The 21255-nt window shown below is 71.4% G+C and carries 18 protein-coding genes; 8 read left to right on the forward strand and 10 right to left on the reverse strand.

The window, feature by feature from the left end; all coding sequences use genetic code 11:
* Window position 1 precedes the first annotated feature (1 nt).
* From AB0J42_RS18040 to AB0J42_RS18065, 6 genes are read right to left on the reverse strand one after another with little or no spacing between them, the layout of a single operon-like run.
* Window positions 2-904 (reverse strand): sulfotransferase, encoded by a 903-nt coding sequence (locus tag AB0J42_RS18040; RefSeq protein WP_364295488.1) that lies wholly within the window; start codon window positions 902-904, stop codon window positions 2-4.
* Window positions 901-2160, reverse strand: a complete 1260-nt coding sequence (locus AB0J42_RS18045; protein ID WP_364295491.1) for a polysaccharide biosynthesis C-terminal domain-containing protein — start codon at window positions 2158-2160, stop codon at window positions 901-903. The genes AB0J42_RS18040 and AB0J42_RS18045 overlap by 4 nt, the downstream gene beginning before the upstream one ends.
* Window positions 2148-3002 carry a sulfotransferase domain-containing protein gene (locus tag AB0J42_RS18050; RefSeq protein WP_364295494.1) on the reverse strand — a complete coding sequence of 285 codons (855 nt, stop codon included), beginning with the start codon at window positions 3000-3002 and terminating at the stop codon, window positions 2148-2150. Before AB0J42_RS18050 ends, AB0J42_RS18045 begins: the two co-directional genes overlap by 13 nt.
* Entirely contained in the window at window positions 2999-3898 is a 900-nt protein-coding gene (locus tag AB0J42_RS18055; RefSeq protein ID WP_364295497.1) for a hypothetical protein, read from the reverse strand. Before AB0J42_RS18055 ends, AB0J42_RS18050 begins: the two co-directional genes overlap by 4 nt.
* Entirely contained in the window at window positions 3895-5163 is a 1269-nt protein-coding gene (locus AB0J42_RS18060) for a hypothetical protein (RefSeq protein WP_364295500.1), read from the reverse strand. The genes AB0J42_RS18055 and AB0J42_RS18060 overlap by 4 nt, the downstream gene beginning before the upstream one ends.
* Window position 5164: 1 nt before the next feature.
* Window positions 5165-6469 carry a hypothetical protein gene (locus AB0J42_RS18065; RefSeq protein WP_364295503.1) on the reverse strand — a complete coding sequence of 435 codons (1305 nt, stop codon included), beginning with the start codon at window positions 6467-6469 and terminating at the stop codon, window positions 5165-5167.
* 335 nt (window positions 6470-6804) lie between these two features.
* On the opposite strand from AB0J42_RS18065, the gene AB0J42_RS18070 reads away from it, so the two are divergent.
* Window positions 6805-7848 carry a hypothetical protein gene (locus tag AB0J42_RS18070; protein ID WP_364295506.1) on the forward strand — a complete coding sequence of 348 codons (1044 nt, stop codon included), beginning with the start codon at window positions 6805-6807 and terminating at the stop codon, window positions 7846-7848.
* Here AB0J42_RS18070 and AB0J42_RS18075 read toward each other — a convergent pair.
* From AB0J42_RS18075 to AB0J42_RS18090, 4 genes are all read right to left on the reverse strand, one after another.
* On the reverse strand, window positions 7793-8674 hold the full coding sequence (locus tag AB0J42_RS18075; RefSeq protein WP_364295509.1) for a sulfite exporter TauE/SafE family protein: 882 nt from the start codon (window positions 8672-8674) through the stop codon (window positions 7793-7795). The genes AB0J42_RS18070 and AB0J42_RS18075 overlap by 56 nt on opposite strands.
* Window positions 8671-9879, reverse strand: coding sequence for an adenylyl-sulfate kinase (cysC, locus tag AB0J42_RS18080; protein ID WP_364295512.1), 1209 nt, complete (start codon window positions 9877-9879; stop codon window positions 8671-8673). The genes AB0J42_RS18075 and cysC overlap by 4 nt, the downstream gene beginning before the upstream one ends.
* A gap of 67 nt (window positions 9880-9946) precedes the next feature.
* Window positions 9947-10663 carry a methyltransferase domain-containing protein gene (locus AB0J42_RS18085; RefSeq protein WP_364295515.1) on the reverse strand — a complete coding sequence of 239 codons (717 nt, stop codon included), beginning with the start codon at window positions 10661-10663 and terminating at the stop codon, window positions 9947-9949.
* Window positions 10664-10706: 43 nt separating this feature from the next.
* Window positions 10707-11228: a TIGR03086 family metal-binding protein gene (locus AB0J42_RS18090; protein ID WP_364295518.1), complete on the reverse strand. Its 522-nt coding sequence runs from the start codon at window positions 11226-11228 to the stop codon at window positions 10707-10709.
* A 19-nt stretch (window positions 11229-11247) separates the two neighbouring features.
* Here AB0J42_RS18090 and AB0J42_RS18095 point away from each other — a divergent pair, with 19 nt between their 5' ends.
* From AB0J42_RS18095 to eno, 7 genes are all read left to right on the forward strand, one after another.
* A complete protein-coding gene (locus AB0J42_RS18095) occupies window positions 11248-12075 on the forward strand; it encodes a helix-turn-helix domain-containing protein (RefSeq protein ID WP_364295520.1) in 828 nt (275 codons plus the stop codon).
* Between the two features lie 611 nt (window positions 12076-12686).
* Window positions 12687-13580 (forward strand): aminoglycoside phosphotransferase family protein, encoded by an 894-nt coding sequence (locus AB0J42_RS18100; protein WP_364295523.1) that lies wholly within the window; start codon window positions 12687-12689, stop codon window positions 13578-13580.
* Between the two features lie 556 nt (window positions 13581-14136).
* Window positions 14137-14487, forward strand: coding sequence for a signal peptidase I (locus AB0J42_RS18105; protein ID WP_364295526.1), 351 nt, complete (start codon window positions 14137-14139; stop codon window positions 14485-14487).
* Between the two features lie 352 nt (window positions 14488-14839).
* Window positions 14840-18328 (forward strand): transcription-repair coupling factor, encoded by a 3489-nt coding sequence (gene mfd, locus AB0J42_RS18110; protein WP_364295529.1) that lies wholly within the window; start codon window positions 14840-14842, stop codon window positions 18326-18328.
* A 28-nt stretch (window positions 18329-18356) separates the two neighbouring features.
* Window positions 18357-18950: a SurA N-terminal domain-containing protein gene (locus AB0J42_RS18115; protein ID WP_364295532.1), complete on the forward strand. Its 594-nt coding sequence runs from the start codon at window positions 18357-18359 to the stop codon at window positions 18948-18950.
* Window position 18951: 1 nt separating this feature from the next.
* Window positions 18952-19890 carry a MazG family protein gene (locus AB0J42_RS18120; protein WP_364295535.1) on the forward strand — a complete coding sequence of 313 codons (939 nt, stop codon included), beginning with the start codon at window positions 18952-18954 and terminating at the stop codon, window positions 19888-19890.
* A gap of 57 nt (window positions 19891-19947) precedes the next feature.
* On the forward strand, window positions 19948-21225 hold the full coding sequence (gene eno / locus AB0J42_RS18125) for a phosphopyruvate hydratase (RefSeq protein WP_364295538.1): 1278 nt from the start codon (window positions 19948-19950) through the stop codon (window positions 21223-21225).
* The last annotated feature ends 30 nt before the right edge of the window (window positions 21226-21255 follow it).

The raw sequence follows: 21255 nt of genomic DNA on the forward strand, positions 1-21255 counted from the left end.
GTCAGGGGGCTGCTGTCAGTTCTTTGACGCGGGTGATCTCTTCGTCGGTGAGGCCGCGGGTGCCGGAGCGGAGGGCGAGCCGGGAGTCCATGGGGCGGAAGGCCGTGCGGGACAGGCCCGACCAGGCGAAGCCGCCGGTGGTGGCGGGGGTGCCGGTGCAGGCTTCGACGATGCGGCGTTCGGCGGCCGGGTTCCAGCGCAGGCCCGCGTACTCGTACAGGTCGCGGAAGCCGGGCACCGGGTCGGCGGCCAGGTCGTCGTAGGACACCAGCCGGATGCCGGGCAGGCGCGACAGGATGGTGCGCGTGACCTGCCAGAGGGCGGCGGCCTTGGCGACCCGGTCCTGGGAGCCGACGAGGGCGCGCAGGCGCAGCACCTCGGGGTGGTCGCGGACGAGCAGCGGCTGTTCGAGCAGCTCGTGGAAGTAGATGGTCCAGCCGAGCCGCTGCCAGCTCGCCACGAACGCCACCGGGTCGCGCACCAGCGCGATCACTCGGCATCCCAGCCGTTCGGCGAACCAGCCTGCCGACAGCACCGCGAACGGGTCGTCCAGCAGCGCCCGCCGTCCCGTCAGCCGCCCCAGGGTGAACGCGCCGCCGTATCGGATCATGCGCGCCAGGTCGCGGGGGGCGCGGTTGACGCGGAGTTCGGCGGCCCAGCCGTAGCGCAGCGCGACGGTGTCGCGGAAGGCGGGCAGCCAGGCGGCGGCGTTGTCGTCGCAGATGTACTGGAAGCGGTGGCAGACCCGGGCGCGCAGCACGCCGGGGCAGCGGCCGGGCGGGTGCTGGGGGTTGAGGGGTTCGTTGACGTAGACGAGTTCGCCGCCGGCGGCCAGCATCTTGCCGGTCCAGCTCGTACCGCTTCTCGGCAGGCCCGTGACCAGCACGGGCGGGCGGCCGCTCACGCCGCCGCCCAGGTGCGCGGCCGGAGCGCGGCCAGGCTGTGCCGCCCGAACGGGTGCAGGCCGTAGCGGTGGTGAAGCTGCCAGAGCGGCAGCGCGTTCTTCACCAGCACGCCGCCCGCCCAGCCGATCGCCGCGCCGAGCGCGCCGTGCGCGGGGATGAGCGCCAGATCGAGTACGAGGGTGCAGGCGACGGCGGCGACCAGGTTGAGCAGGCTGGAGGTGGTGTGCCCGGCGGCGGTCAGCACCACGTCGACCAGCCCGCACGCCGTCGCCGCGGTCATGGTGGCCGCGAGGACCAGCGCCACGGGCACGGCGGAGGTGTAGCCGGGGCCGAAGAGGCGCAGCAGCCAGGGCGCGAGCGCGGCGTACCCGAGCCAGATCGGCCAGGTCGCCAGCACCAGCCACATGGTCGTCGCCTGGTAGAGCTCCCTGGCCCTGGCCAGGTCGCCGTCGGCGAGCGCCTTCACCAGGCGTGGCTGGGCGGCCTGGGCGAGCCCCTGGCCGGCGAGCTGGCCGACGACCTTGAACCGGGTGGCGGCGGTGTAGACGGCGGCCTGGACGGGGCCGCCGAGCGCGGCCACGACGACGATGTCCAGCCGCTGGAACACGGCCTGGATGGCGCCCGCCGCCGACCGGGGCGCGGTGTGCCGCCACAGGTCGCGTCCCGTTCCCGCCAGGTAGGGGGTGCGCGGCGCCCGGCCGCGCAGGGCCAGCGCCGCCAGCACCACCGTCGGCAGGTACGGGAGCGCCCAGGCGAGGGGGAGGGCGGTGCCGGAGAGCCCGGTCAGCGCCACCGCGGCGACGAGCGCGAGCTGGGAGAGCGGCAGCAGCATGCCGTCCAGCAGCACGGTGGGGCGCATGGTGCCGAAGCCCCGGCAGGCGGCGAGCAGCACGTCGGCCACCGCGATGGCGGGCAGCACGAGCGAGAGCGGGCCGAGCAGCGGCCAGAGCAGGACGCCGGCGAGGGTGGCGACGACGGTCACCGGCACCACCGCCGCCCTGACATATCCCGAAATACCGCGATAACCGTAGGTCTCGGCCCGGGCGATGAAGAACACCAGTCCGTTCCCCGCGTCCAGCTTCGCCACCCCGGCCACCATCAGCGCCAGCGCGACCGAGGTGAAGAACGTTCCCGCCACCTCCGCCGGATACGCCCGCGTCACCACCACGACCAGGAGGAACTGGGCCAGCGCCCCGGCCGTGGCCCCGGTGACCCCGGCCAGGCCGCCCCGCGCGACCCGGTTCAGCGCCGCCACGACGGTTCACCGCCCAGCCAGCGCACCAGCCGGCGATCGTGCTCCTCGAACCCGTCCATGAGCTGCCGCCGGAGCGAGTCGGGCAGCTGCTTGGGCCGGGGCCGCCAGTTGTGCCGGGAGAAGCCCGGATACCCGAACCGCCGCACCCCCAGAAACCGCAGCACCCGGTCGTAGACCGGATAGGGGTCGGCGAAGAACCGGTGACTGTCGATCACCAGGATCCGGTCCCGCCCGAACAGCGGCTCCAGCCGTTCGAGCTGGTCGGCGTAGCGGCCGCGGGCCAGATAGGCGAGGTGGCGGTGCGCGTGGTGCACCGCGTGCGGGTCGGCCCGCAGCAGCTCCTCGGCCCCGGCCACCCGCTCCTCCTCCAGCTCCAGCGCCCGCTCGAAGCTCTCCTCGGTCTCGAAGCCGCGCGCCAGCTCGTGCGCGTGCGCCGAGCAGGCCCGCTCCACCGGGTCGCGGACCAGCACGAGCAGCTTCACCCCCGGCAGGTCGGCGGCGATGCGCTCCCCGGCCAGCGGATGGAACAGGTAGTACGGAGACGACTCGAACGCCAGCGGCCTCCCGCCGAACCGGCGGTTCAGCAGCGCCACCCCGACCTTCATGGGGAAGTGCGCCCGGTACCACTGCAGGCCCCGCCAGTAGCCGGTGTCGAAGTAGTGGACGCCCTTGCGCAGCACCGGCTTGTGCAGCAGCGGATGCTGCGCCAGCGCCCGGTACATCGAGGTGGTGCCGCACCGCTGGGCGCCCATGATGAGGAACGACGGCAGGGTGCGCGCGGCGGAGGTCATCCGCCCGGTGGTCATGGACACGGACAGCGCCGTCTGCTTCGCGCTCTTCACAGCAGGGCCTCCTGGTAGTCGACGAGGGGATTGAGCCAGCGGGCCGGCGGGCCCAGCGGCTCGTGGCCGTCGGCGGCGTGCCGGTCGGCCAGCGCGATCAGGTATCGCAGCGCGGTCTGCCGGGCCTGCGCGGCCGAGAGCCCGAGCGGGGCCAGCGTCCGCACGGACCGGGCCAGGCAGGAGCGTGCCGCCGTGGCCGGCTTCATCCGCCGCAGCGCCCGCTGGAAGAGGTGGTGGAGGGCGTCGAACCCGTACGGGACCCCGACCTCGTACCGCTCCCAGTCCCAGACGAGCAGCCGCCCGTCGCCGGCGGGCGCGACGTTCCACGGGGACAGGTCGCCGTGCCAGGCGTGCCCGGCGGCGCCGCCGGTGGCCGCGATCTCCTCGACCGCGCGCGCCAGCAGCGGGGCGGGCACCCGGCCCCGGCGGGCGGGCAGCGGCGACAGCGCCAGCACGCCGAGGCCGCGCCAGCTCCCGTGGTGCAGCACGGAGGGCGGGACGACGGTCTTGAGCGGCTGTCCCGCGAGCCGGTCCAGCGCGGCGGCCTCGTTGGCGACCAGCGCGCGGGTCCGCGCGGTGTCGCCGATCTTCACGTACGCGAGCAGGTCGCCTCCGCTGTACGCCTCCAGCACCGGTTTGCGGTTGGCCCGGCGCGCGGGCCGCACGTGCAGCACGGTCTCCACGGGAGTGCCGAAGACCTCGGTCAGGTGCTCGGCGATCGACCCGCGGGTGGGCAGCGTCAGCGGCCGGCCCGGATGCCACCAGCGGCGCGGCGCGAGCCGGCGCGGCAGCCGGGCGTGCGGCAGCAGCGTGTAGGCGCGCGGCCCGGCCGAGCCGGGGTAGAGCAGGTCGAGAGTGCCGGCCAGGTAGATCAGCCGGGCCCGGGCGTCGTTCATGAGGCGTTCCTCCACAGCAGCGCGAACGAGATCGCGTAGAGGCTCAGCGGCGTGACCAGGCCGTCGTAGATGAGCATGTAGAACAGGACCAGGCACATCACGAGCACCCCGGCCAGCGCGATCGGCGAGCGGTCGGCCCAGTGGCGGCGGACCGCCCCGGCGAAGAACGCCGTGTAGAGCACCGCCCCGGGCAGCCCTTGGGAGATCAGCAGCAGCCAGAGCTGCCCGTCGCTGCCCAGCGGCGGATGGCCGCAGCCCGGGCACCAGGTGGTCTTCCCGGTGGTGATCGAGCGGTGGCTGCCCAGGGCGCGGCGGGTGTTGCCGTAGCCGATGAGGGGGGAGTGGCTCGCGGCCTCGACGGTGGCCGAGACGGTGAAGGCCCGGATGTCGTTGGAGTGCGGGCTGTCGAGCCGCTTGGCCACCAGGGGCGCGAGCGGGCTGAGCGCGAACGCCACCGCCGCGACGACCGCCGCCGTGCAGAGCGCCATCCGGGTGCGCCCGCCCACCCGGACGACGAGGTAGAGCACGCCCAGCCCGAGCGCGATCCAGAGCCCCCGGTTGAGCGAGTACACGATCGGCACGGCCGCCACCGCCACCACCGCCACGGCCGCCACCCTGCGGCGGCGCGTACCGTACACCCACCAGCCGACCACGAACCAGATGAGCAGCACCGACAGGTTGCCGCCCCAGGCGTTCGCCCATTCGAACGGCGCCTCCGGCCGGGGCAGGGCGTGGCCGAGCACCTTCTGCGTCTGGCCCGCGGTCGGATGGATGAGGTTCTGTACAAACGGGTGTCCGGAGGCCCATTCGGGCAGTACCAGCTCCAGCGGGGCGGTGAAGGAGAACCCGGGCGCGACCACCCCGAGCAGCCCGCCCGCCACGGTCGTGAGGAACAGCACGCCCAGCATCCGCACCAGCCGCAGCTGCGGCAGCTCCCGCTCGGTGAGGTTGCCCAGGTAGAGCATCAGGATCAGGGCCGACACGTACAGGGCCAGCCGCATCACGTAGCCGATCAGCCGCCCGGCGCCGAACTCGCCGTACGTCCCGGGCGGCATCTCGCCCAGCATCAGCCCGCTCAGCAGGTAGCAGGCGATCAGCAGCACCCACAGCCCGAACCCGCGCGGCACCTTGATCGGCCTGCGCCGCCAGAGGATGACCGTCATGGGCACGGCCAGCACGATCACCGACAGCCCGCCGAACCCCAGCGCCCACCAGAGCGGGTAGCCGATCAGCAGCGCCGCGACGGGCCATGCCGGTCCTCTCACGTCATCGGCCGCTCGGCCGCCGCACCGGCGAGGTGGGCGCGGTCCGGGCGGTCATGCTGGTCTCGATCTCGCCGCTGGCGACGAGCTTGCCGAGCGAGCTGTGCTGCCCGCGCGGCGCCAGCACGGGGGCGGGGGTGAGGTCCGTCGTGGTGACCGCCCCGATGATCGGCACGCTCTGCCTGCTCAGCATCCGTACGGTGGACGCCACGTCATCGGCGCCGGCCCCGTCCAGGCCGATCAGCAGCAGGGCCGCGTCCGCCTTGGCCAGGTCGTTCACGTCGGTGCCGTCGAGCACGGCCAGCGGCACGTTCGCGGCCAGCGGCACGGCCACCTGCGTGCCGCCGAGCGCGGGCGGGACGGACTTGACCAGCAGCCGCTTGCCCGGGCACGAGGCGAGCACGGCGGAGGACAGCTCGTGCAGCGCGCCGAGGCCGAGCGGGCGCGACACGTCGGCCAGCACGGGCAGCCCGGTCAGCCGCTCCACGTCGGCGGCGGTGCGCAGCCGGGTGTCGAGCCGGTCGCGGACCTGGGCGGCCGCGGCCCCGAGCAGCAGCCCGGCCATGAGCCCGGACCCGAGATGCAGCGGCAGGCTGGGCGCGCTGGGGTCCGGGGGAGGCGTGGCGGCGCTGATGATCTCGCCGGGCGTCACCGCGAGCGTCCTGAGCTGGTCGTGCCGCTGGGTCAGCCCGGCGACCTGGCGGGCGAGCACGTTCTGCTGGTGGGTCACGCGGGTGTGCTCGGCGGTGCCCCGGGGCAGCGTCTGGAGCTGGTCGATCACCTGCGACAGCGCCATGCCCGTCTGCCGGAGCTTGCCCGCCACGAGCCGCTGCTGCGCGGTGATCGTCTCGCGCGCGCTCTCGGCGCGGTGGTCGAGGTAGGCCTGCGCGTACGCCCGGGACTGCAGCGCCGCGTCACCGGGTTCGGCGGCGGTGACGGTGATGGCGAGCACCGCCGAGTTGGGCGGCACGGTCACCTCGACGGGCTCCAGCTCGGTGCTGCCCGACTGCTCGGCCGCCCGGGTGGCGACGACCGCCGACTGGGCGACCTGCGCCTCGGTGTCGAGGTTGAGGTGTTCGCGCTGCCGGTTGGTCACCTGGTTGCCAGACTCCCCGATGCCGACCGGGGTGACCAGCACGTGGGTGGTCGCCGTGTAGGCGGCCGGGGTGACACTCATGATCGCCAGCCCGGCGGTGCCGCCCGACAGGAAACAGCCGAGGAGCAGCAGCCAGCGCCGCCGGAGCAGGGCCAGGTGGTCTGCCAGGTCGGTGCCGGAGCGGCGGGCCGGGTGATCCGGCGGCAGGCTCATGAGGCGAGTCTCCCTGAGGTGTGTGCGGATAGTCGCGTATTGACGACTCTGCGTCACGTGCCGTGTGTCCGCCCACTATAGGGGCGCCGGTTATCGGTCAGCAGGGATCCTCAAGATTTTCCGTCGTACGGGCGAGGAATCGTACTTATAAATGGCGATTTAAAGCGGTTTGTCGAGGCGGCCGTCTGATGGCCTGAGCTGCGAGGAGCGCCGCTCTGGCTGAAGTTCCGGGAACGGCATGGCAAGGTTCAGGTTTGATATGGCGGGGGTTCTGGAAAACGAGGGGGTCGACATTGGCTCGACGAGTAATTCCGTATAAAGCAGCTTTTTCCGGATTGGCGCTGGCCGTCGCGCTCTCCGCCTGCTCGGCGGCGGGGTCGCGGATCGCCGTCACAGCGCCGGAGCCCACCCCCACCGCCCACACGCCGCTCGTCGGCGCCGCGCCGGCCTGCACTGTCACCGGGCGGCTCATCCCGTCGTGCGGCGCCTGGTGGGGCATCGCCCCGGAGATCTTCACCGGGCTGGACGTGGAGCAGGCGGTGGCGAGCGCCGAGAAGCGGATGGGGGCGCGCGCCGACATCGTGCACGTCTACCACCGGGGCGGCCAGCTCTTCCCGACCAAGAAGGAGATCCGGCTCGCCCGCGACCCGGCGCACCCGCGGCTGCTGCTGATCAACTGGAAGCCGTCGCTCAACCGCACCTGGGCCGAGATCGCCCGGGGCGCCGTCGACCACCGGATCGACCGGCTGGCCGACCACCTCCGGCGGGAGTTCCCCGAGCGGTTCTTCCTCACCATCCACCACGAGCCGGAGAACGACGTGAACGCCGCGGCCGGCTCCGGGATGCGGGCCAAGGACTACGCGGCGATGTTCCGGCACGTGGTGCTCAGGCTGCGCCAGAAGGGCGTCAAGAACGCCGTCACCGTCATGACCTACATGGGCGCCCCGAACTGGGCGGTCAAGCCCTGGTTCGAGGAGCTCTACCCGGGCGACGACGTGGTCGACTGGGTGGCGATGGACCCGTACGCCGACCACCGGGTGCACGACTTCGGCTCGCTGGTCAACAAGACCCGCGAGGAGTACGAGGAGTGGCCCGGCTTCTACCGGTGGATGCAGTGGCGCTTCCCCGGCAAACCGGTCATGGTCGCCGAGTGGGGGGTGTTCGAGCGGCCCGACGACCCGGCGTTCAAGCGGGCGTTCTTCGAGTCGGTGCGCCACCAGATCCGCCGCTACCCGCAGATCAAGGCGCTGGTCTACTTCGACTCCCCGAGCGCGCCGCGCGGCGACACCAGGTTCGACACCCTGGACACGGCCGCCAAGGCGTTCACCGAGCTCGCGCGAGACTCGCACTTTCGCTCGACGCGCGTGCCGCGGCCCTGATCCGCAGCCGCCAGCCGACCACGATCACCGCGGTGGCGACGGCCAGGGCGGCCACGGTGGCCAGGTTGGGCACGTTCAGCAGCTTGAGCGCGGAGGCCAGCAGCACGATCGCCAGCATCGCCCTGATCAGGCCGCCCGGCGCCCGGGAGGAGATCCGCGCGCCCAGGTAGACGCCGGGGATCGAGCCGATCAGCAGCGACAGGGTCAGGTCCATCTTGAAGTCGCCGAAGAGCAGGTGGCCGAGCGCGGCCGACACCACCAGCGGCACGGCCTGGACCAGGTCGGTGCCGACGAGCTGGTTGGCCTTGAGCGCCGGATAGAGCGCCATGAGCGCCACGATGATCAGCGAACCGGAGCCGACGGAGGAGACGCCCACGATCAGGCCGCCTACCATACCGACCAGTAGGGTGGGAATAGGCCGCAGGCGGATCTCGCCGGCGCCCGCCACGCCGCCCCGGCCGCCCATCAGCGTCTTGGCGGCCAGCCCCGCGACGGCCAGCAGCAGCGCCACCCCGAGCGCGTACTTCACCCCGTCGCCCACCGCCCACGCCCGCGCCAGGAACACCCCGCAGAACGCCGTCGGCACCGACCCCGCGCAGAGCCACCCCACCAGCCGCAGGTTGACCGTGCCGTGGCGGAGGTGGACGAAGCTGCCCACCGGCTTCATCACCGCCGAGGCCACCAGGTCGCTGGAGACCGCGGCCAGCGGCGGCACGTTGAAGAACAGCATCATCATCGGCGTCATGAGCGCGCCGCCGCCCATGCCGGTGAGCCCCACGACGATCGCGACGAGGAAGGACCCGAGGATCAGCGGGAAGTCGATCATCTCACCCATCCTCCGCCGCGCAGCGTGCCCAGCACTCGGTCCACCGCCGCCTCGACGGAGATGTGGGTCGTGTCGATCACCAGATCGGCGTCGTCCGGTTCCTCGTAGGGATCGGAGATGCCGGTGAACTCGGGGATCAGGCCCGCCCGCGCCTTCGCGTACAGGCCCTTGCGGTCGCGCCGCTCGCACTCCTCCAGCGGCGTCGCCACGTGCACCAGCAGGAAGTCGGCGCCGACCGACTCCACCATGTGGCGCACCTCGGCCCGGGTCGCCGCGTACGGGGCGATCGGGGCGCAGATCGCCAGCCCGCCGTGCCGGGCGGCCTCGGCGGCCACGAACCCGATGCGGCGGATGTTGAGGTCGCGGTCCTCCTTGGAGAACGACAGCCCCTTCGACAGCAGCTTGCGCACCACGTCGCCGTCGAGGTACGTGACGGTCCGGCTGCCCAGCTCCAGCAGCGCGTCACGGAGCCCGCGGGCGATCGTCGACTTGCCCGACCCCGACAGGCCCGTGAAGAAGACCACCAGCCCGCGCCGGTGCGGCGGGCCGGGGATGCGCACCGGCTCCGGCCCGGCCAGGTGCTCGGTCGCGCCGTAGGCGGACGCGACGTGCTCGCGCAGCTCCAGATCGATCTCGGGCTCCTCGCGCGGCGCCAGCGGCACCGGGACGACGAGCGTGCCCTCCGGGAGCCGGTCCCTGGCTTTCAGCGCCGCCCGGACCACGCCGGGCCCGTCCTCCCCGTACGACAGAGGCATCAGCACGATCACCGCGTCGAGCTCCTTCGCGGTGGCCGTCACCTCGTCCAGGTCGTCCAGAGGGCCGCGCATCGTGACGACCAGCGCGGGACGCCCGGCCAGCGCCTCGCGCACCTGGGCCGGAGTGCGGTGCAGGCGGGCGAACGGGCCGTGCTCCGGCGCCCCCAGCCCCTTGACCGGGCCGGCGGCCAGGCCGTCGGGGCCGTGCTCGGTCACGGTGAGCACGGCGAGCGGGACGCCCTCGGGGTCGAGCAGCGTCACCTCGTCGCCGGCGCCCTCAGGCAGGCGCAGCGTCACCGGAGCGGGCCACGGGGTGCCGTCGGCGAGCGTGCCGCGTTCCAGCACCGCGTGCACGTCCTCGTGGCCGAGGAACCCCGTCAGTGGCTGGAATGCCCCCGACAGCAACAGTTCGAGGTCTGCCAGTTCGCGTGGGTCCGGAGTCCACTCCACGGTGATTTGATCCCAACTATCCCGACTGTAATGGTAGGCAACCCTACCTGGAGATGCCGGGGAGATACTAGATGAGTCGGGCGAAGTGATACTGCGGCTTCCTGATGACCATGGTGATCTCGTCGTGGCTCGCGGGGTAGCGCCCGTTCGTCAGCCGCGACACCGCCGCCACCGCCGCCGACCCCACCCGGCCCATCGCCGGACCGCTCGTCGTCCGCACCTCATCGGTGATCATCAGGCCGCGGGTGAGACAGAACGCGTGCATCCCGTCGGCCGACGCCAGCGGGCCGTACCGCTTCGGCAGCGGCCCCGGCGTGCCCTCCGCCACCAGGTGACGCCAGAGCATCCGGCGCACCCAGCTCGGAGTGAGCCGGTCCAGCAGCCCGTAGGCCGACTCGCGGTCGCGGATCCGCAGCAGCACCAGGCCGCCCGGCCGCAGCGCCTGCAGCAGCCGGTCGAACACCAGCTCCGGATGCTGGATCCGCTCCAGCAGGAACGACAGCTGGATCACGTCGTACGAGCGAGGCGGCAACGGCGCCGCCCGCAGATCGCCCAGCGACCACGTCACCAGGTCGGCCCGCTCCTCCACCACCCGCCGGATCGCCGGCAGGTCCTCGTCCACCCCGCACCTGCGGGTCTCGATCCGCTCCAGCGTCAGCGGCTCGTCGTGCGCGCACCCGGCGACCAGCACGTCGAGCCGCCTGCCGAGCTGCCCCGCCCACTGCTCGCGGATCCGCCGGCTGAACAGGTCACCACCTCTGGCTACCGCTTTTACGTCAGACATGTGACCCACAGTAACCGCAGAGTCGCCCTCAGTTGCTCAACTGTCAGGGTGTCCAGGCAGGATCCCGGCCCGTGACACCGAGCAGGCGGTCCATCGGAGCCGCGTCGACCGGCACCTCCACCGCCGGCCCGAACACGCCGTGCTCCCTGGCCCGCTCCGCCATCTGCTCGGCGAAGGCCAGCCCCCTCGCGACCGCGTCGGCGTCCGGCTCGTACTCCAGGCCCGCGGCCCTGGCCAGATCCCAGCCGTGCACCACCATGTCCACCAGGAACAGGTGGGCCACCGCCGTCATCGGCATGCCCATCGCCGGGCTCGTGCCCTCCCACGCCTCCGGCCGCGACCAGGCGGCCAGCGTGCGCTCCGCCCGCTCCGGGAAGTCCCCCGCGTACGGGCCCTGCAAGGCCGGCGCCTCCTGACGGGCCAGCGACTCGAACATCGCGGCCACGTACTCCAGATGGCTGACCAGCCCCCTGACATCGAACTTCTCGCACGGGGTCGGCAGCCCCAGCCGGTCCTCCGGCACCGCGCGGACCAAGGCCGCGGTCCGTTCCGTGGCACGCCTCATCAGCGGCATCATGTCGTCCATGGAGGCGATCGTGCCAGGCCCCGACGGTGAAGGGCTTGTAGAAACGCGACTGCGCGGCTGGGTCGACCCGGCCTCGGCGCTCGCCGCCTTCCGCTTCGCCCGCCACGCGCCGTCCGCCGAGCTCGCGCCGTACCTGGATCACCACTGGGTCGTCACCTACGCCGACCTGGCCGAACCGTACGAACAGCGCATCGTGTCCCATCCCACGGTGAACATCACCATCACGGACGACTTCCGGCGGGTCGCCGGGGTGATCAAGGGCGGGTTCTCGTACACGATGCGGGGGAGCGGGCGGGTGCTGGGGACCCGGTTCCGGCCCGGCGGCTTCCACGCGTTCTTCCGGGCGCCTGTGCATCGGCTGACCGGGCGTTTCGTGGAGATCGAGGAGATGTACGGGGGTGCGGGGGCGGCGCTGGTGGCCGGGGTGCTGGATGAGGGGGACATGGGGGCGGCCATCGGGGTCGTCGAGGCGTTCCTGCTGTCACTGGAGCCCGAGCCGGACCCGCTCGCCGAAGAGACCGCGGCGCTGGTTTCCCTGGCCGAGGAGGACGTCACCGTGACCCGGGTGGACCAACTCGCCGAACGGGCGGGGCGGTCGGTGCGGTCGCTGCAACGGCTCTTCCGGGACTACGTGGGGGTCGGGCCCAAATGGGTGATCCGCCGCTTCCGGCTGCACGAGGCGGCGGAGCGCATCTACCAAGGGCGGGATCTTGCCGGGTTGGCTGCCGAGCTGGGGTACACCGACCAGGCTCACCTGACGAACGACTTCACGGCGGTGATGGGGATGCCTCCGTCGGCGTACGCCAGACTCGGCCTGGGGAACTGACCACGCGCCTGGTGTCCGGTCCGAAGGCACTTTCCGAATGCTCTTACGGTCGCATGCTCTCTCACGGCCGCATGCTCTCTTGGGTCGCGCGGGTCGCTCACTTAAAGCATGGCCCTCGCGGCCCAGGCGCTCCGCGCCGATCGGCTCGGACTGTGTTCAGCGGGGAGCCGAGCTCCCCGCACCCCTTGCCGGGGGCCTCCCGGCCCCCTGGACCCCCGTGTGTGAGGCGGGCCCGAGACGTGAGCACGCTGGCCAGGTAAGGGGATCGAGACGTGAGCACGCTGGCCAGGTAAGGGGATCGAGACGTGAGCACGCCGGCCAGGTAAGGCGGATCGAGATGTGAGCACGTCGGCCAGGTAAGGCGGCGAATGTTCCATGAGCAGGGGTGTCCTCGCAACATGACAGCCCTCGCTGGCTCCAACGTGAGCACCTTGTGATCGCTCTTGTGATCGCTAGGGACGGCGGAGGACGCGTTGCAGCATGATCGTGTGAAGTCAGGGAGAGCCCTGCGCAAGGATCTGTGTATCAATTCCTACCCATACAGGCTTGTGAGGGGATGGATTTGATACATCCGCCCACGCTGCCGACCAGCTGTTGATCGTGAGGGATGCATGCGGCGCTCGATCCTGGTCCCGGAGTCGTTTCGCGCGTTGGGCCGGTGGCAGCTTGAGGGAGAGGCCGGGCGGCGATGGCTGTCGGCGCTTCCCAGCATCGTCGCCGAACGCTGCTCCCGCTGGGGGCTGGTGGTCGATGGTCATCCGATGCACGGTTACAACGGCTTGGCGGTGCCCGTCAGGCGCGGTGAGGAGCCGCTGGTGCTCAAGGTCGGCTGGCCCGACCGCTCGGCCGTGGAACAGGTTGAGTGCCTGCGGCTCTGGGACGGACGGGGGACTGTACGACTGGTCGACGCCGACCCTGACGACGGCGCTCTGTTGCTGGAGCGGCTCGATTCCGCGCGATCTCTGCAGGATGTGCCGCTGGAGGAGGCCGTGCTGGTCATCGGACGGTTGCTGCGCCGCCTCGCCGTGCCTGCCCCGGGCGGTTTCCGTTCCACCTGGGACGCCGCCGCCGAACTCCGTGACGGGCTGCGGGGCCGGTGGGAGGAGGCCGGGCGGCCCTTCTCCGTGAGAGTGCTCGGCGTCGCGATCGGGCTGGCGGGGGAGATGGCGGCGGAGCAGCCTTCGCAGCTGGTGAACCGGGACCTGTGCTATCAGCATGTGCTGCGAGGACATCGGGAGCCCTGGCTGGCCGTGGACCCACTGCCTCTGGTAGGCGCGATCGAGTATCAGACAGGTCAATTGCTCTGGACTCGCTTCGACGAGATGGCCGATGGCAGGCGGCTTCGCCGGTGCTTGGACGCGCTGGTCGAAGCGGCCGGGATGGACCGACGGGCAGCCCGTGCCTGGGCTCTGCTGCGCTCGGTGGACTACTGGCTGTGGGGGCTGGGCGCCGGTCTCACCGAGGACCCGGTCCGCTGCGCGCACATCGTCGAGGAACTGGTGTGACCGCTGGTCTCTTTGACGTGCGCGTGCGATGCGTGCAGGTGCTGGCGTCCCCGTGCGTGGTGGAAAAGGACGAGCCCTCAGATGGGGTCGGCGAAATCCCGTCCCGGCATGGGACCGACGGTCCTGGCACCCGTGGCCGCGTGAAGTTGCAAGACGACCTGGCCTTTGAGAGACGCCAGGATGAGCGGCGCCGTCTTCTGGATGAGTTGACGGCGGACTCAGTGGACGCCGGTACATACGACAGGCCCGCGAGCGATTTCTGACGCGCTGTCCGCAGTCTGGAGGTCTCCGGAGGCTGCATGTATCGAATCCTGCCCTTCATGGCGTTGCAGGGGGTGGATTCAGTGCAGGCCTCCGCGGTGTCGACCGATATCCCCTCGCGGCCGCGTTCGGTGTTCATCACCGCGCTCACCCGTGTCGGCACACTGGGTCGAGATGCGCGCTGGTCTCGCTGCGTTCGCATGGCCGAGACACCGATAATCGGCCCGGGGTCACGGTGAGTGCTGCGTCCTCAGGCGCGGAGGAGAGGGATGGTTCCGCAGTGGAGGATGACCGGGTGTATGTCGGCAACGCCGGTGTGGACGGGCCGTTGGACAGCGGCTGGCTGCTCGGTCACTTCAAAGCCCCGGGTGACGTGCGTCATAGCGAGGCCGTCGAGATCAAGTGGGGCCACCACAAGGCGGGTGACGAGCGCGCCCGCTGGGTCACCGGGGAGCGCCGCACCGCCCTGCTCATCCTGATCAGCGGCCGGTTCCGTGTCGAGCTGCCGACCCGGAGCGTGCTGCTGAAGGAGCAGGGCGACTATGTGGTGTGGGGCGAGGGCGTGGACCACTCGTGGCGGGCGGAAGAAGAGTCCGTCGTCATGACCGTCAGATGGCCGAGCGTCCCGGGATACAAGGTGCCGTGAGTTCGCGGAGGAGACGCTGGAAGCGCGGTCCGGTCGTGGTCAACGATCAGCGGCTGTCGGAGTGCCTGATCCAACACGAGGGGAACTTTGGCCAGCACACGGGGGTCCGGGGGCCGGGAGGCCCCCGGCAAGGGGTGCGGGGAGCTCGGCTCCCCGCTGAGCACAGCCCGAGCACGATCGGCGCGAAGCGCCTGAAGGCGAGGCCCACGCCTTTAGGAAGCGACTGAAAGCAAGGCCCGGGGTGGAGGGGGCGGCGGCGCAAGCAAGGGGTGTCGGGGAAGTAGGCTGGGGGCCATCACCCCCGCGCTCCGCTTGGCCGGGGGTAATCGTGTTGCCATCGTGGGGCTAACTGATGAGTCTTTCCGGACTGCTTGACCTTGTCGTCGCCGACCCCGAGCTGGCCGCCGCACTGGAAAGGGGCGGTGACGCCGCGCTGGTGGCGCCGGCCGCGCTGCGCCCGTTCGGGGTGGCCGCGCTGGCCGGGCACGACCAGCGCACGGTGCTGGCCGTCACCGCGACGGCGCGGGAGGCGGAGGATCTGGCGGCGGCGCTGAGCAGCCTCATCGAGCCTGATTCGGTGGCGGTGTTCCCGGCGTGGGAGACGCTGCCGCATGAGCGGTTGTCGCCGCGGTCGGACACGGTGGGGCAGCGGCTGGCGGTGCTGCGGCGGCTGGCGCATCCGGTGAAGGGCGACAGCGCGGCGGGCCCGCTCAGTGTGGTGGTGGCGCCGATCAGGGCGTTGCTGCAGCCGATCGTCAAGGGGCTGGGCGATCTGGAGCCGATCCGGCTGAGGGCGGGCGACGACGCCGACCTGGACGACGTGGTGGCGAACCTGGTGGACAACGGCTATCACCGGGTCGACATGGTGGAGCGGCGCGGCGAGGTCGCGGTGCGCGGCGGGCTGCTGGACGTGTTCCCGCCGACGGAGGAGCATCCGCTGCGGCTGGAGTTCTGGGGCGACACGGTCGAGGAGATCCGCTGGTTCAAGGTGGCGGATCAGCGCTCGCTGGAGGCGGCGGAGGAGGGGCTGTTCGCGCCGCCGTGCCGGGAGCTGCTGCTGACTCCGGAGGTGCGGGAGCGGGCGCGGGCGCTGGCTGAGGAGTATCCGGCGCTGGCGGAGGTGCTCGACCAGCTGGCCGAGGGGACTCCGGTGGAGGGCATGGAGGCGTTCGCGCCCGCGCTCGCCGGTGAGATGGACCTGCTGGTGGATCATCTGCCGGCCAGGTCGGCGGTGTTCGTGTGTGATCCGGAGCGGATCAGGACCAGGGCCGAGGAGCTCGTCCGTACCTCCCAGGAGTTCCTGGAGGCGTCCTGGATCAACGCGGCGGCGGGCGGGGAGGCGCCGATCGACCTGGGGGCGGCGGCGTTCCGGACGCTCGACGAGGTGCGGGAGCACGCCGGGACGCTGGGGCAGCCGTGGTGGACGATGGCGCCGTTCGGCGGTGGCGTGGAGCTGGCCGCGCACGACTCGGAGGCGTACCGGGGCGACACCCGCAGGGCGCTGGACGACATCAAGGGCTGGCTGGCCGAGGACAAGGCGGTCGTGCTCATCAGCGAGGGGCCCGGCCCGGCCGAGCGCATGGTGGAGCTGCTGAAGGGCGTCGACGTGCCGGCCCGGCTGCGGCCCGCGATCGACAAGGCGCCGGACCCGAAGGTGGTGCACGTCACCACGGGGCTGCTGGAGCAGGGGTTCGTCACGCCGGGGCTGGCCGTGCTCACCCACCTCGACCTGGTGGGCCAGAAGGCGTCCACGAAGGACATGCGCCGCCTGCCGTCGCGCCGCCGCAACATGGTCGACCCGCTGCAGCTCAAGGTGGGCGACCACGTGGTGCACGAGCAGCACGGCGTGGGCCGCTACGTCGAGATGGTGCGCCGCACGGTCCATGGCGCGACGCGCGAGTACCTGGTGATCGAGTACGCCAAGGGCGACCGGCTGTATGTGCCGACCGACCAGCTCGACGAGGTCACCCGCTATGTCGGCGGCGAGTCGCCCACGCTGAACCGGATGGGCGGCGCCGACTGGGCGAAGGCGAAGTCGCGGGCGAAGAAGGCGGTCAAGGAGATCGCCGGTGAGCTGATCCGGCTCTACTCGGCGCGGATGGCCTCGCCGGGTCATCCGTTCTCGCCGGACTCGCCGTGGCAGCGCGAGATGGAGGACGCGTTCCCGTACGCGGAGACGGCCGACCAGCTGGAGGCCATCGACGAGGTCAAGCGCGACATGGAGCGCGGCGTCCCGATGGACCGGCTGATCTGCGGCGACGTCGGCTACGGCAAGACCGAGATCGCGGTACGCGCGGTGTTCAAGGCCGTGCAGGACGGCAAGCAGGTGGCGGTGCTGGTGCCGACGACACTGCTGGTGCAGCAGCACATGTCGACGTTCACCGAGCGGTTCTCCAGCTTCCCGGTCACGGTCAAGCCGGTCTCCCGTTTCCAGAGCGACGCCGAGGTCAAGGAGACGCTGGAGGGGCTGCGCGCCGGCACGGTCGACGTGGTGATCGGCACGCACCGGCTGCTCAGCCCGGAGGTCAGGTTCAAGGACCTCGGGCTGATCATCATCGACGAGGAGCAGCGGTTCGGCGTCGAGCACAAGGAGGCCATGAAGCACCTGCGCACGCAGGTCGACGTGCTGGCCATGTCGGCGACGCCGATCCCGCGGACGCTGGAGATGGGCCTGACCGGCATCCGGGAGATGTCGACGATCCTGACGCCGCCGGAGGAGCGGCACCCGATTCTCACGTTCGTCGGCCCGTACGAGGAGAAGCAGATCGGGGCGGCCATAAGGCGCGAGCTGATGCGCGACGGCCAGGTGTTCTTCGTGCACAACCGGGTGGCCTCGATCAACCGGGTGGCCGCGCGGCTGCGGGAGCTGGTGCCGGAGGCGCGGATCGCGGTGGCGCACGGGCAGATGAACGAGGCGCAGCTCGAGAAGATCATGATCGGGTTCTGGGAGCGCGAGTACGACGTGCTGGTGTCCACCACGATCGTGGAGTCCGGGCTGGACGTGCCGAACGCGAACACGCTGATCGTGGACCGGGCCGACAACTACGGCCTGTCGCAGCTCCACCAGCTGCGCGGCCGGGTGGGGCGGGGCCGGGAGCGCGGTTACGCGTACTTCCTGTACCCGCCGGAGAAGCCGCTGACCGAGACCGCGCACGAGCGGCTGGCCACGATCTCGCAGCACACCGAGATGGGCGCGGGCATGTACGTGGCGATGAAGGACCTGGAGATCCGGGGCGCGGGCAACGTGCTGGGGGCCGAGCAGTCGGGCCACATCGCGGGCGTCGGCTTCGACCTGTATGTCCGGCTGATGGCCGAGGCGGTGCAGGAGCAGAAGGCCAAGCTCGAAGGCGCGGAGGTGCAGCCGGAGCAGCCGGACGTCAAGGTCGAGCTGCCGATCAACGCGCACATCCCGCACGACTACGTGACCTCGGAGCGGCTGCGGCTGGAGGCCTACAAGCGGATCGCGGCCATCGCCGAGCCGAAGCACATCGACGAGGTGCGCGAGGAGCTGACCGACCGCTACGGCGCGCCGCCGGTCGAGGTGGAGAACCTGCTGGAGGTGGCCGCCTTCCGCATCAAGGCGCGCCGGGCGGGGCTGACGGACGTCACGCTGCAGGGGCAGTTCATCAAGTTCGGCCCGGTGCGGCTGCGCGAGTCGCAGCAGATCCGGCTGGACCGGCTCTACAAGAGGTCGGTCTACAAGCAGGCGGCCGAGACGCTGCTGGTGCCGGTGCCCAAGACGAAGCCGCTGGGCGGGCAGCCGCTGCGTGACATGGATCTGCTCAAATGGTGCGGCGATCTGGTCGAGGCGATGTTCCTCGAACTGGCGCCGGTAAGCTGACTGGGGCTTTTGTCGGAAAGGGATGCACGTGAAGTCGATACGAGTGGCTGTGGCCGCCGCGGCAGCCGGGGTGAGCTTCCTCGGACTGACCGCCTGCTCAACCCCTGTCGAGGCCGGTGCCGCGGCCATCGTCGGTAACCAGCGCATCTCCGCGAGCGAGCTCAACGCGAACGTCGAGACCTTCGAGGACGCGCTGGACAGGGCGAACATCGACCCGGGTCAGCTCGGGGTGCCGGTCACCCAGTTCGTGCTCTTCCGCATGACCAACCAGCTCCGCTACCAGCAGCTGGCCGACAAGTACGGCGTCAAGGTGACCGAGTCGGAGGTCGACCTCGCGCTCAAGGACCCGGGCCAGTTCCAGGACCCGGAGATGAACCTGCTGTCGAAGGGGGTCGCCCCGTCCGACGCCCGCGACTTCATCCGGGCCGAGGTGGGCGCCACCAAGGTTCTCGACCGGCTGGGCGGCCGGGAGAGCCAGGAGGCCGCCGCCAAGTGGCAGGAGGAGTACAACTCGGTCAAGGCGGTCTTCAACCCCCGCTACGGCAACTTCCAGCCGCAGCAGGGCTTCGTCGACCCGGGCCGCTTCGGCACCCCGGCGCAGGCCGGGCAGCAGCAGGGCTGACATGCCGCTCGTCGTCGTCACCACCTCGCCGCGCGTCGCGCCGGGGCTGCTCAGCCACCAGGCGTGGCAGGCCTTCCGGTCGGGCTCGGTGCTGACGGGCTCGCCGGAGCATCCGCAGCTCCCGTACCTCGTGGACGCCGGCGTGGAGGTCACGGTCGTGACCCCCGACGCGCGCGAGCTGGTCGCGCGGGCGGCGGGGGAGACCGTGGTGTGGCTCGCCGGCGACGGCGAGGAGGAGGACTTCATGCGCGAGCTCGGCCACGCCGCGCTCGCGCTGGAGGACCCGCCGGTCATCGAGGTGATGCCGGGCTCGTACGACCTGCCGGGCGCGCGCGTCCTCGATCTCGTACGGGTGATGGACCGGCTGCGGGTGGAGTGCCCGTGGGATCGCAAGCAGACCCACGAGTCGCTGGTGCCCTACCTGCTCGAAGAGGCCTACGAGGTGCTGGAGACGATCGAGGAGGGCGACTCCGACGCGCTCCGCGAGGAGCTGGGCGACCTGCTGCTCCAGGTGGTCTTCCACGCCCGGGTGGCCGAGGGGTTCGACCTCGACGACGTGGCCGCCGGCATCGTCGACAAGCTGGTGCGGCGCCACCCGCACGTGTTCGGCTCGGTCAAGGCGGAGAGCGCCGACGAGGTGAACGACAACTGGGAGGCGATCAAGGCCGCCGAGCGCGCGTCCCGGGGCGACGAGTCGCTGCTCGACGGGGTGCCGATGGGCCAGCCGTCGCTTTCGCTGGTAGCGCAGCTGCTGCGCCGCGCCGAGCGGTCGGGTGCGCCGGAGAGCCTGGCCATAGCGGTCGGCCAGGGGGTGGCGCGTGAGCTGTTCGACCTGGTGAGGCGGGCGCGCGCGGCGGACGTGGACCCGGAGGCCGAGTTGCGGGCGGCGGCGCGGCTCTACCGCGACCGGGTGCGGGCCTGGGAGTCGCGCCGGTCGTGATGCCCTCACCCGATAGGCTCTTACCCCATATTGCCTATCGATTCAGGAGCGCATCCCGTGGCTACCATCGAGGTCGTTTACGCTCGCGAGATCCTCGACTCCAGGGGCAACCCGACGGTCGAGGTCGACGTGGTCCTCGACGACGGCAGCACCGGCCGTGCCGCGGTGCCCAGCGGCGCGTCCACCGGTCAGTTCGAGGCCGTCGAGCTGCGTGACGGCGATGAGCGCTACGGCGGCAAGGGCGTGCGCAAGGCCGTGCTGGCCGTCACCGACGAGATCTTCGACGAGATCCACGGCGTCGAGGCCGAGGACCAGCGCATTATCGACCAGATCATGATCGATCTGGACCGCACGCCGAACAAGTCCAAGCTGGGCGCCAACGCGACGCTGGGTGTCTCGCTGGCCGTGGCCAAGGCCGCCGCCGACAGCGCCGACCTGCCGCTCTTCCGCTACCTCGGCGGCCCCCACGCCCACCTGCTGCCGGTGCCGATGATGAACATCCTCAACGGCGGCGCGCACGCCGACACGAACGTGGACATCCAGGAGTTCATGATCGCGCCGATCGGGGCGGAGACGTTCAGCGAGGCGGTGCGCATGGGCACCGAGGTCTACCACGCGCTGAAGAAGGTGCTGCAGGAGAAGGGCTACGCCACCGGCCTGGGCGACGAGGGCGGGTTCGCGCCCAACCTGCCGTCCAACCGCGACGCGCTCGACCTGATCCTGGTGGCGATCGAGCGGGCCGGCTACACCCCGGGCGACGACGTGGCGCTGGCGCTCGACGTGGCCGCCACCGAGTTCCACAAGGACGGCGTCTACACCATCGACGGCAAGGGCCTGTCGGCCCAGGAGCTGATCGCCTTCTACACCGACCTGGTCGACAACTACCCGCTGGTCTCCATCGAGGACCCGCTCGACGAGGAGGACTGGGAGGGCTGGAAGGCCATCACCGAGGCGCTCGGCGACCGGGTGCAGCTCGTCGGCGACGACCTGTTCGTGACCAACCCGGAGCGGCTGGCTCGCGGCATCGAGGCCGGCACCGCCAACGCCCTGCTGGTCAAGGTCAACCAGATCGGCACGCTGACGGAGACGTTCGACGCCGTCGACCTGGCCCACCGCAGCGGCTACCGGTGCATGATGAGCCACCGTTCCGGCGAGACCGAGGACCACACGATCGCCGACCTGGCCGTGGCGACGAACTGCGGCCAGATCAAGACGGGCGCCCCGGCCCGTTCCGACCGGGTGGCCAAGTACAACCAGCTGCTCCGGATCGAGGAGCTCCTCGACGACGCCGCCCGTTACGCGGGTCGTGCGGCGTTCCCGCGTTTCCGGCGGTAATTTCGGGTAGCTGCCCGCGGCGGACGCCGC

The organism is Nonomuraea sp. NPDC049649, assembly GCF_040675175.1.
Classification (GTDB): domain Bacteria; phylum Actinomycetota; class Actinomycetes; order Streptosporangiales; family Streptosporangiaceae; genus Nonomuraea.

Excerpts from the sequence above, each read along its gene's own strand:
- AB0J42_RS18055 (WP_364295497.1), bottom strand. The coding sequence starts at position 3,898 with ATGAACGACGCCCGGGCCCGGCTGATCTACCTGGCCGGCACTCTCGAC.
- AB0J42_RS18065 (WP_364295503.1), bottom strand. The coding sequence starts at position 6,469 with ATGAGCCTGCCGCCGGATCACCCGGCCCGCCGCTCCGGCACCGACCTG.
- AB0J42_RS18075 (WP_364295509.1), bottom strand. The coding sequence starts at position 8,674 with ATGATCGACTTCCCGCTGATCCTCGGGTCCTTCCTCGTCGCGATCGTC.
- AB0J42_RS18085 (WP_364295515.1), bottom strand. The coding sequence starts at position 10,663 with ATGTCTGACGTAAAAGCGGTAGCCAGAGGTGGTGACCTGTTCAGCCGG.
- AB0J42_RS18090 (WP_364295518.1), bottom strand. The coding sequence starts at position 11,228 with ATGAGGCGTGCCACGGAACGGACCGCGGCCTTGGTCCGCGCGGTGCCG.
- AB0J42_RS18095 (WP_364295520.1), top strand. The coding sequence starts at position 11,248 with ATGGAGGCGATCGTGCCAGGCCCCGACGGTGAAGGGCTTGTAGAAACG.
- AB0J42_RS18100 (WP_364295523.1), top strand. The coding sequence starts at position 12,687 with ATGCGGCGCTCGATCCTGGTCCCGGAGTCGTTTCGCGCGTTGGGCCGG.
- mfd (WP_364295529.1), top strand. The coding sequence starts at position 14,840 with ATGAGTCTTTCCGGACTGCTTGACCTTGTCGTCGCCGACCCCGAGCTG.
- AB0J42_RS18120 (WP_364295535.1), top strand. The coding sequence starts at position 18,952 with ATGCCGCTCGTCGTCGTCACCACCTCGCCGCGCGTCGCGCCGGGGCTG.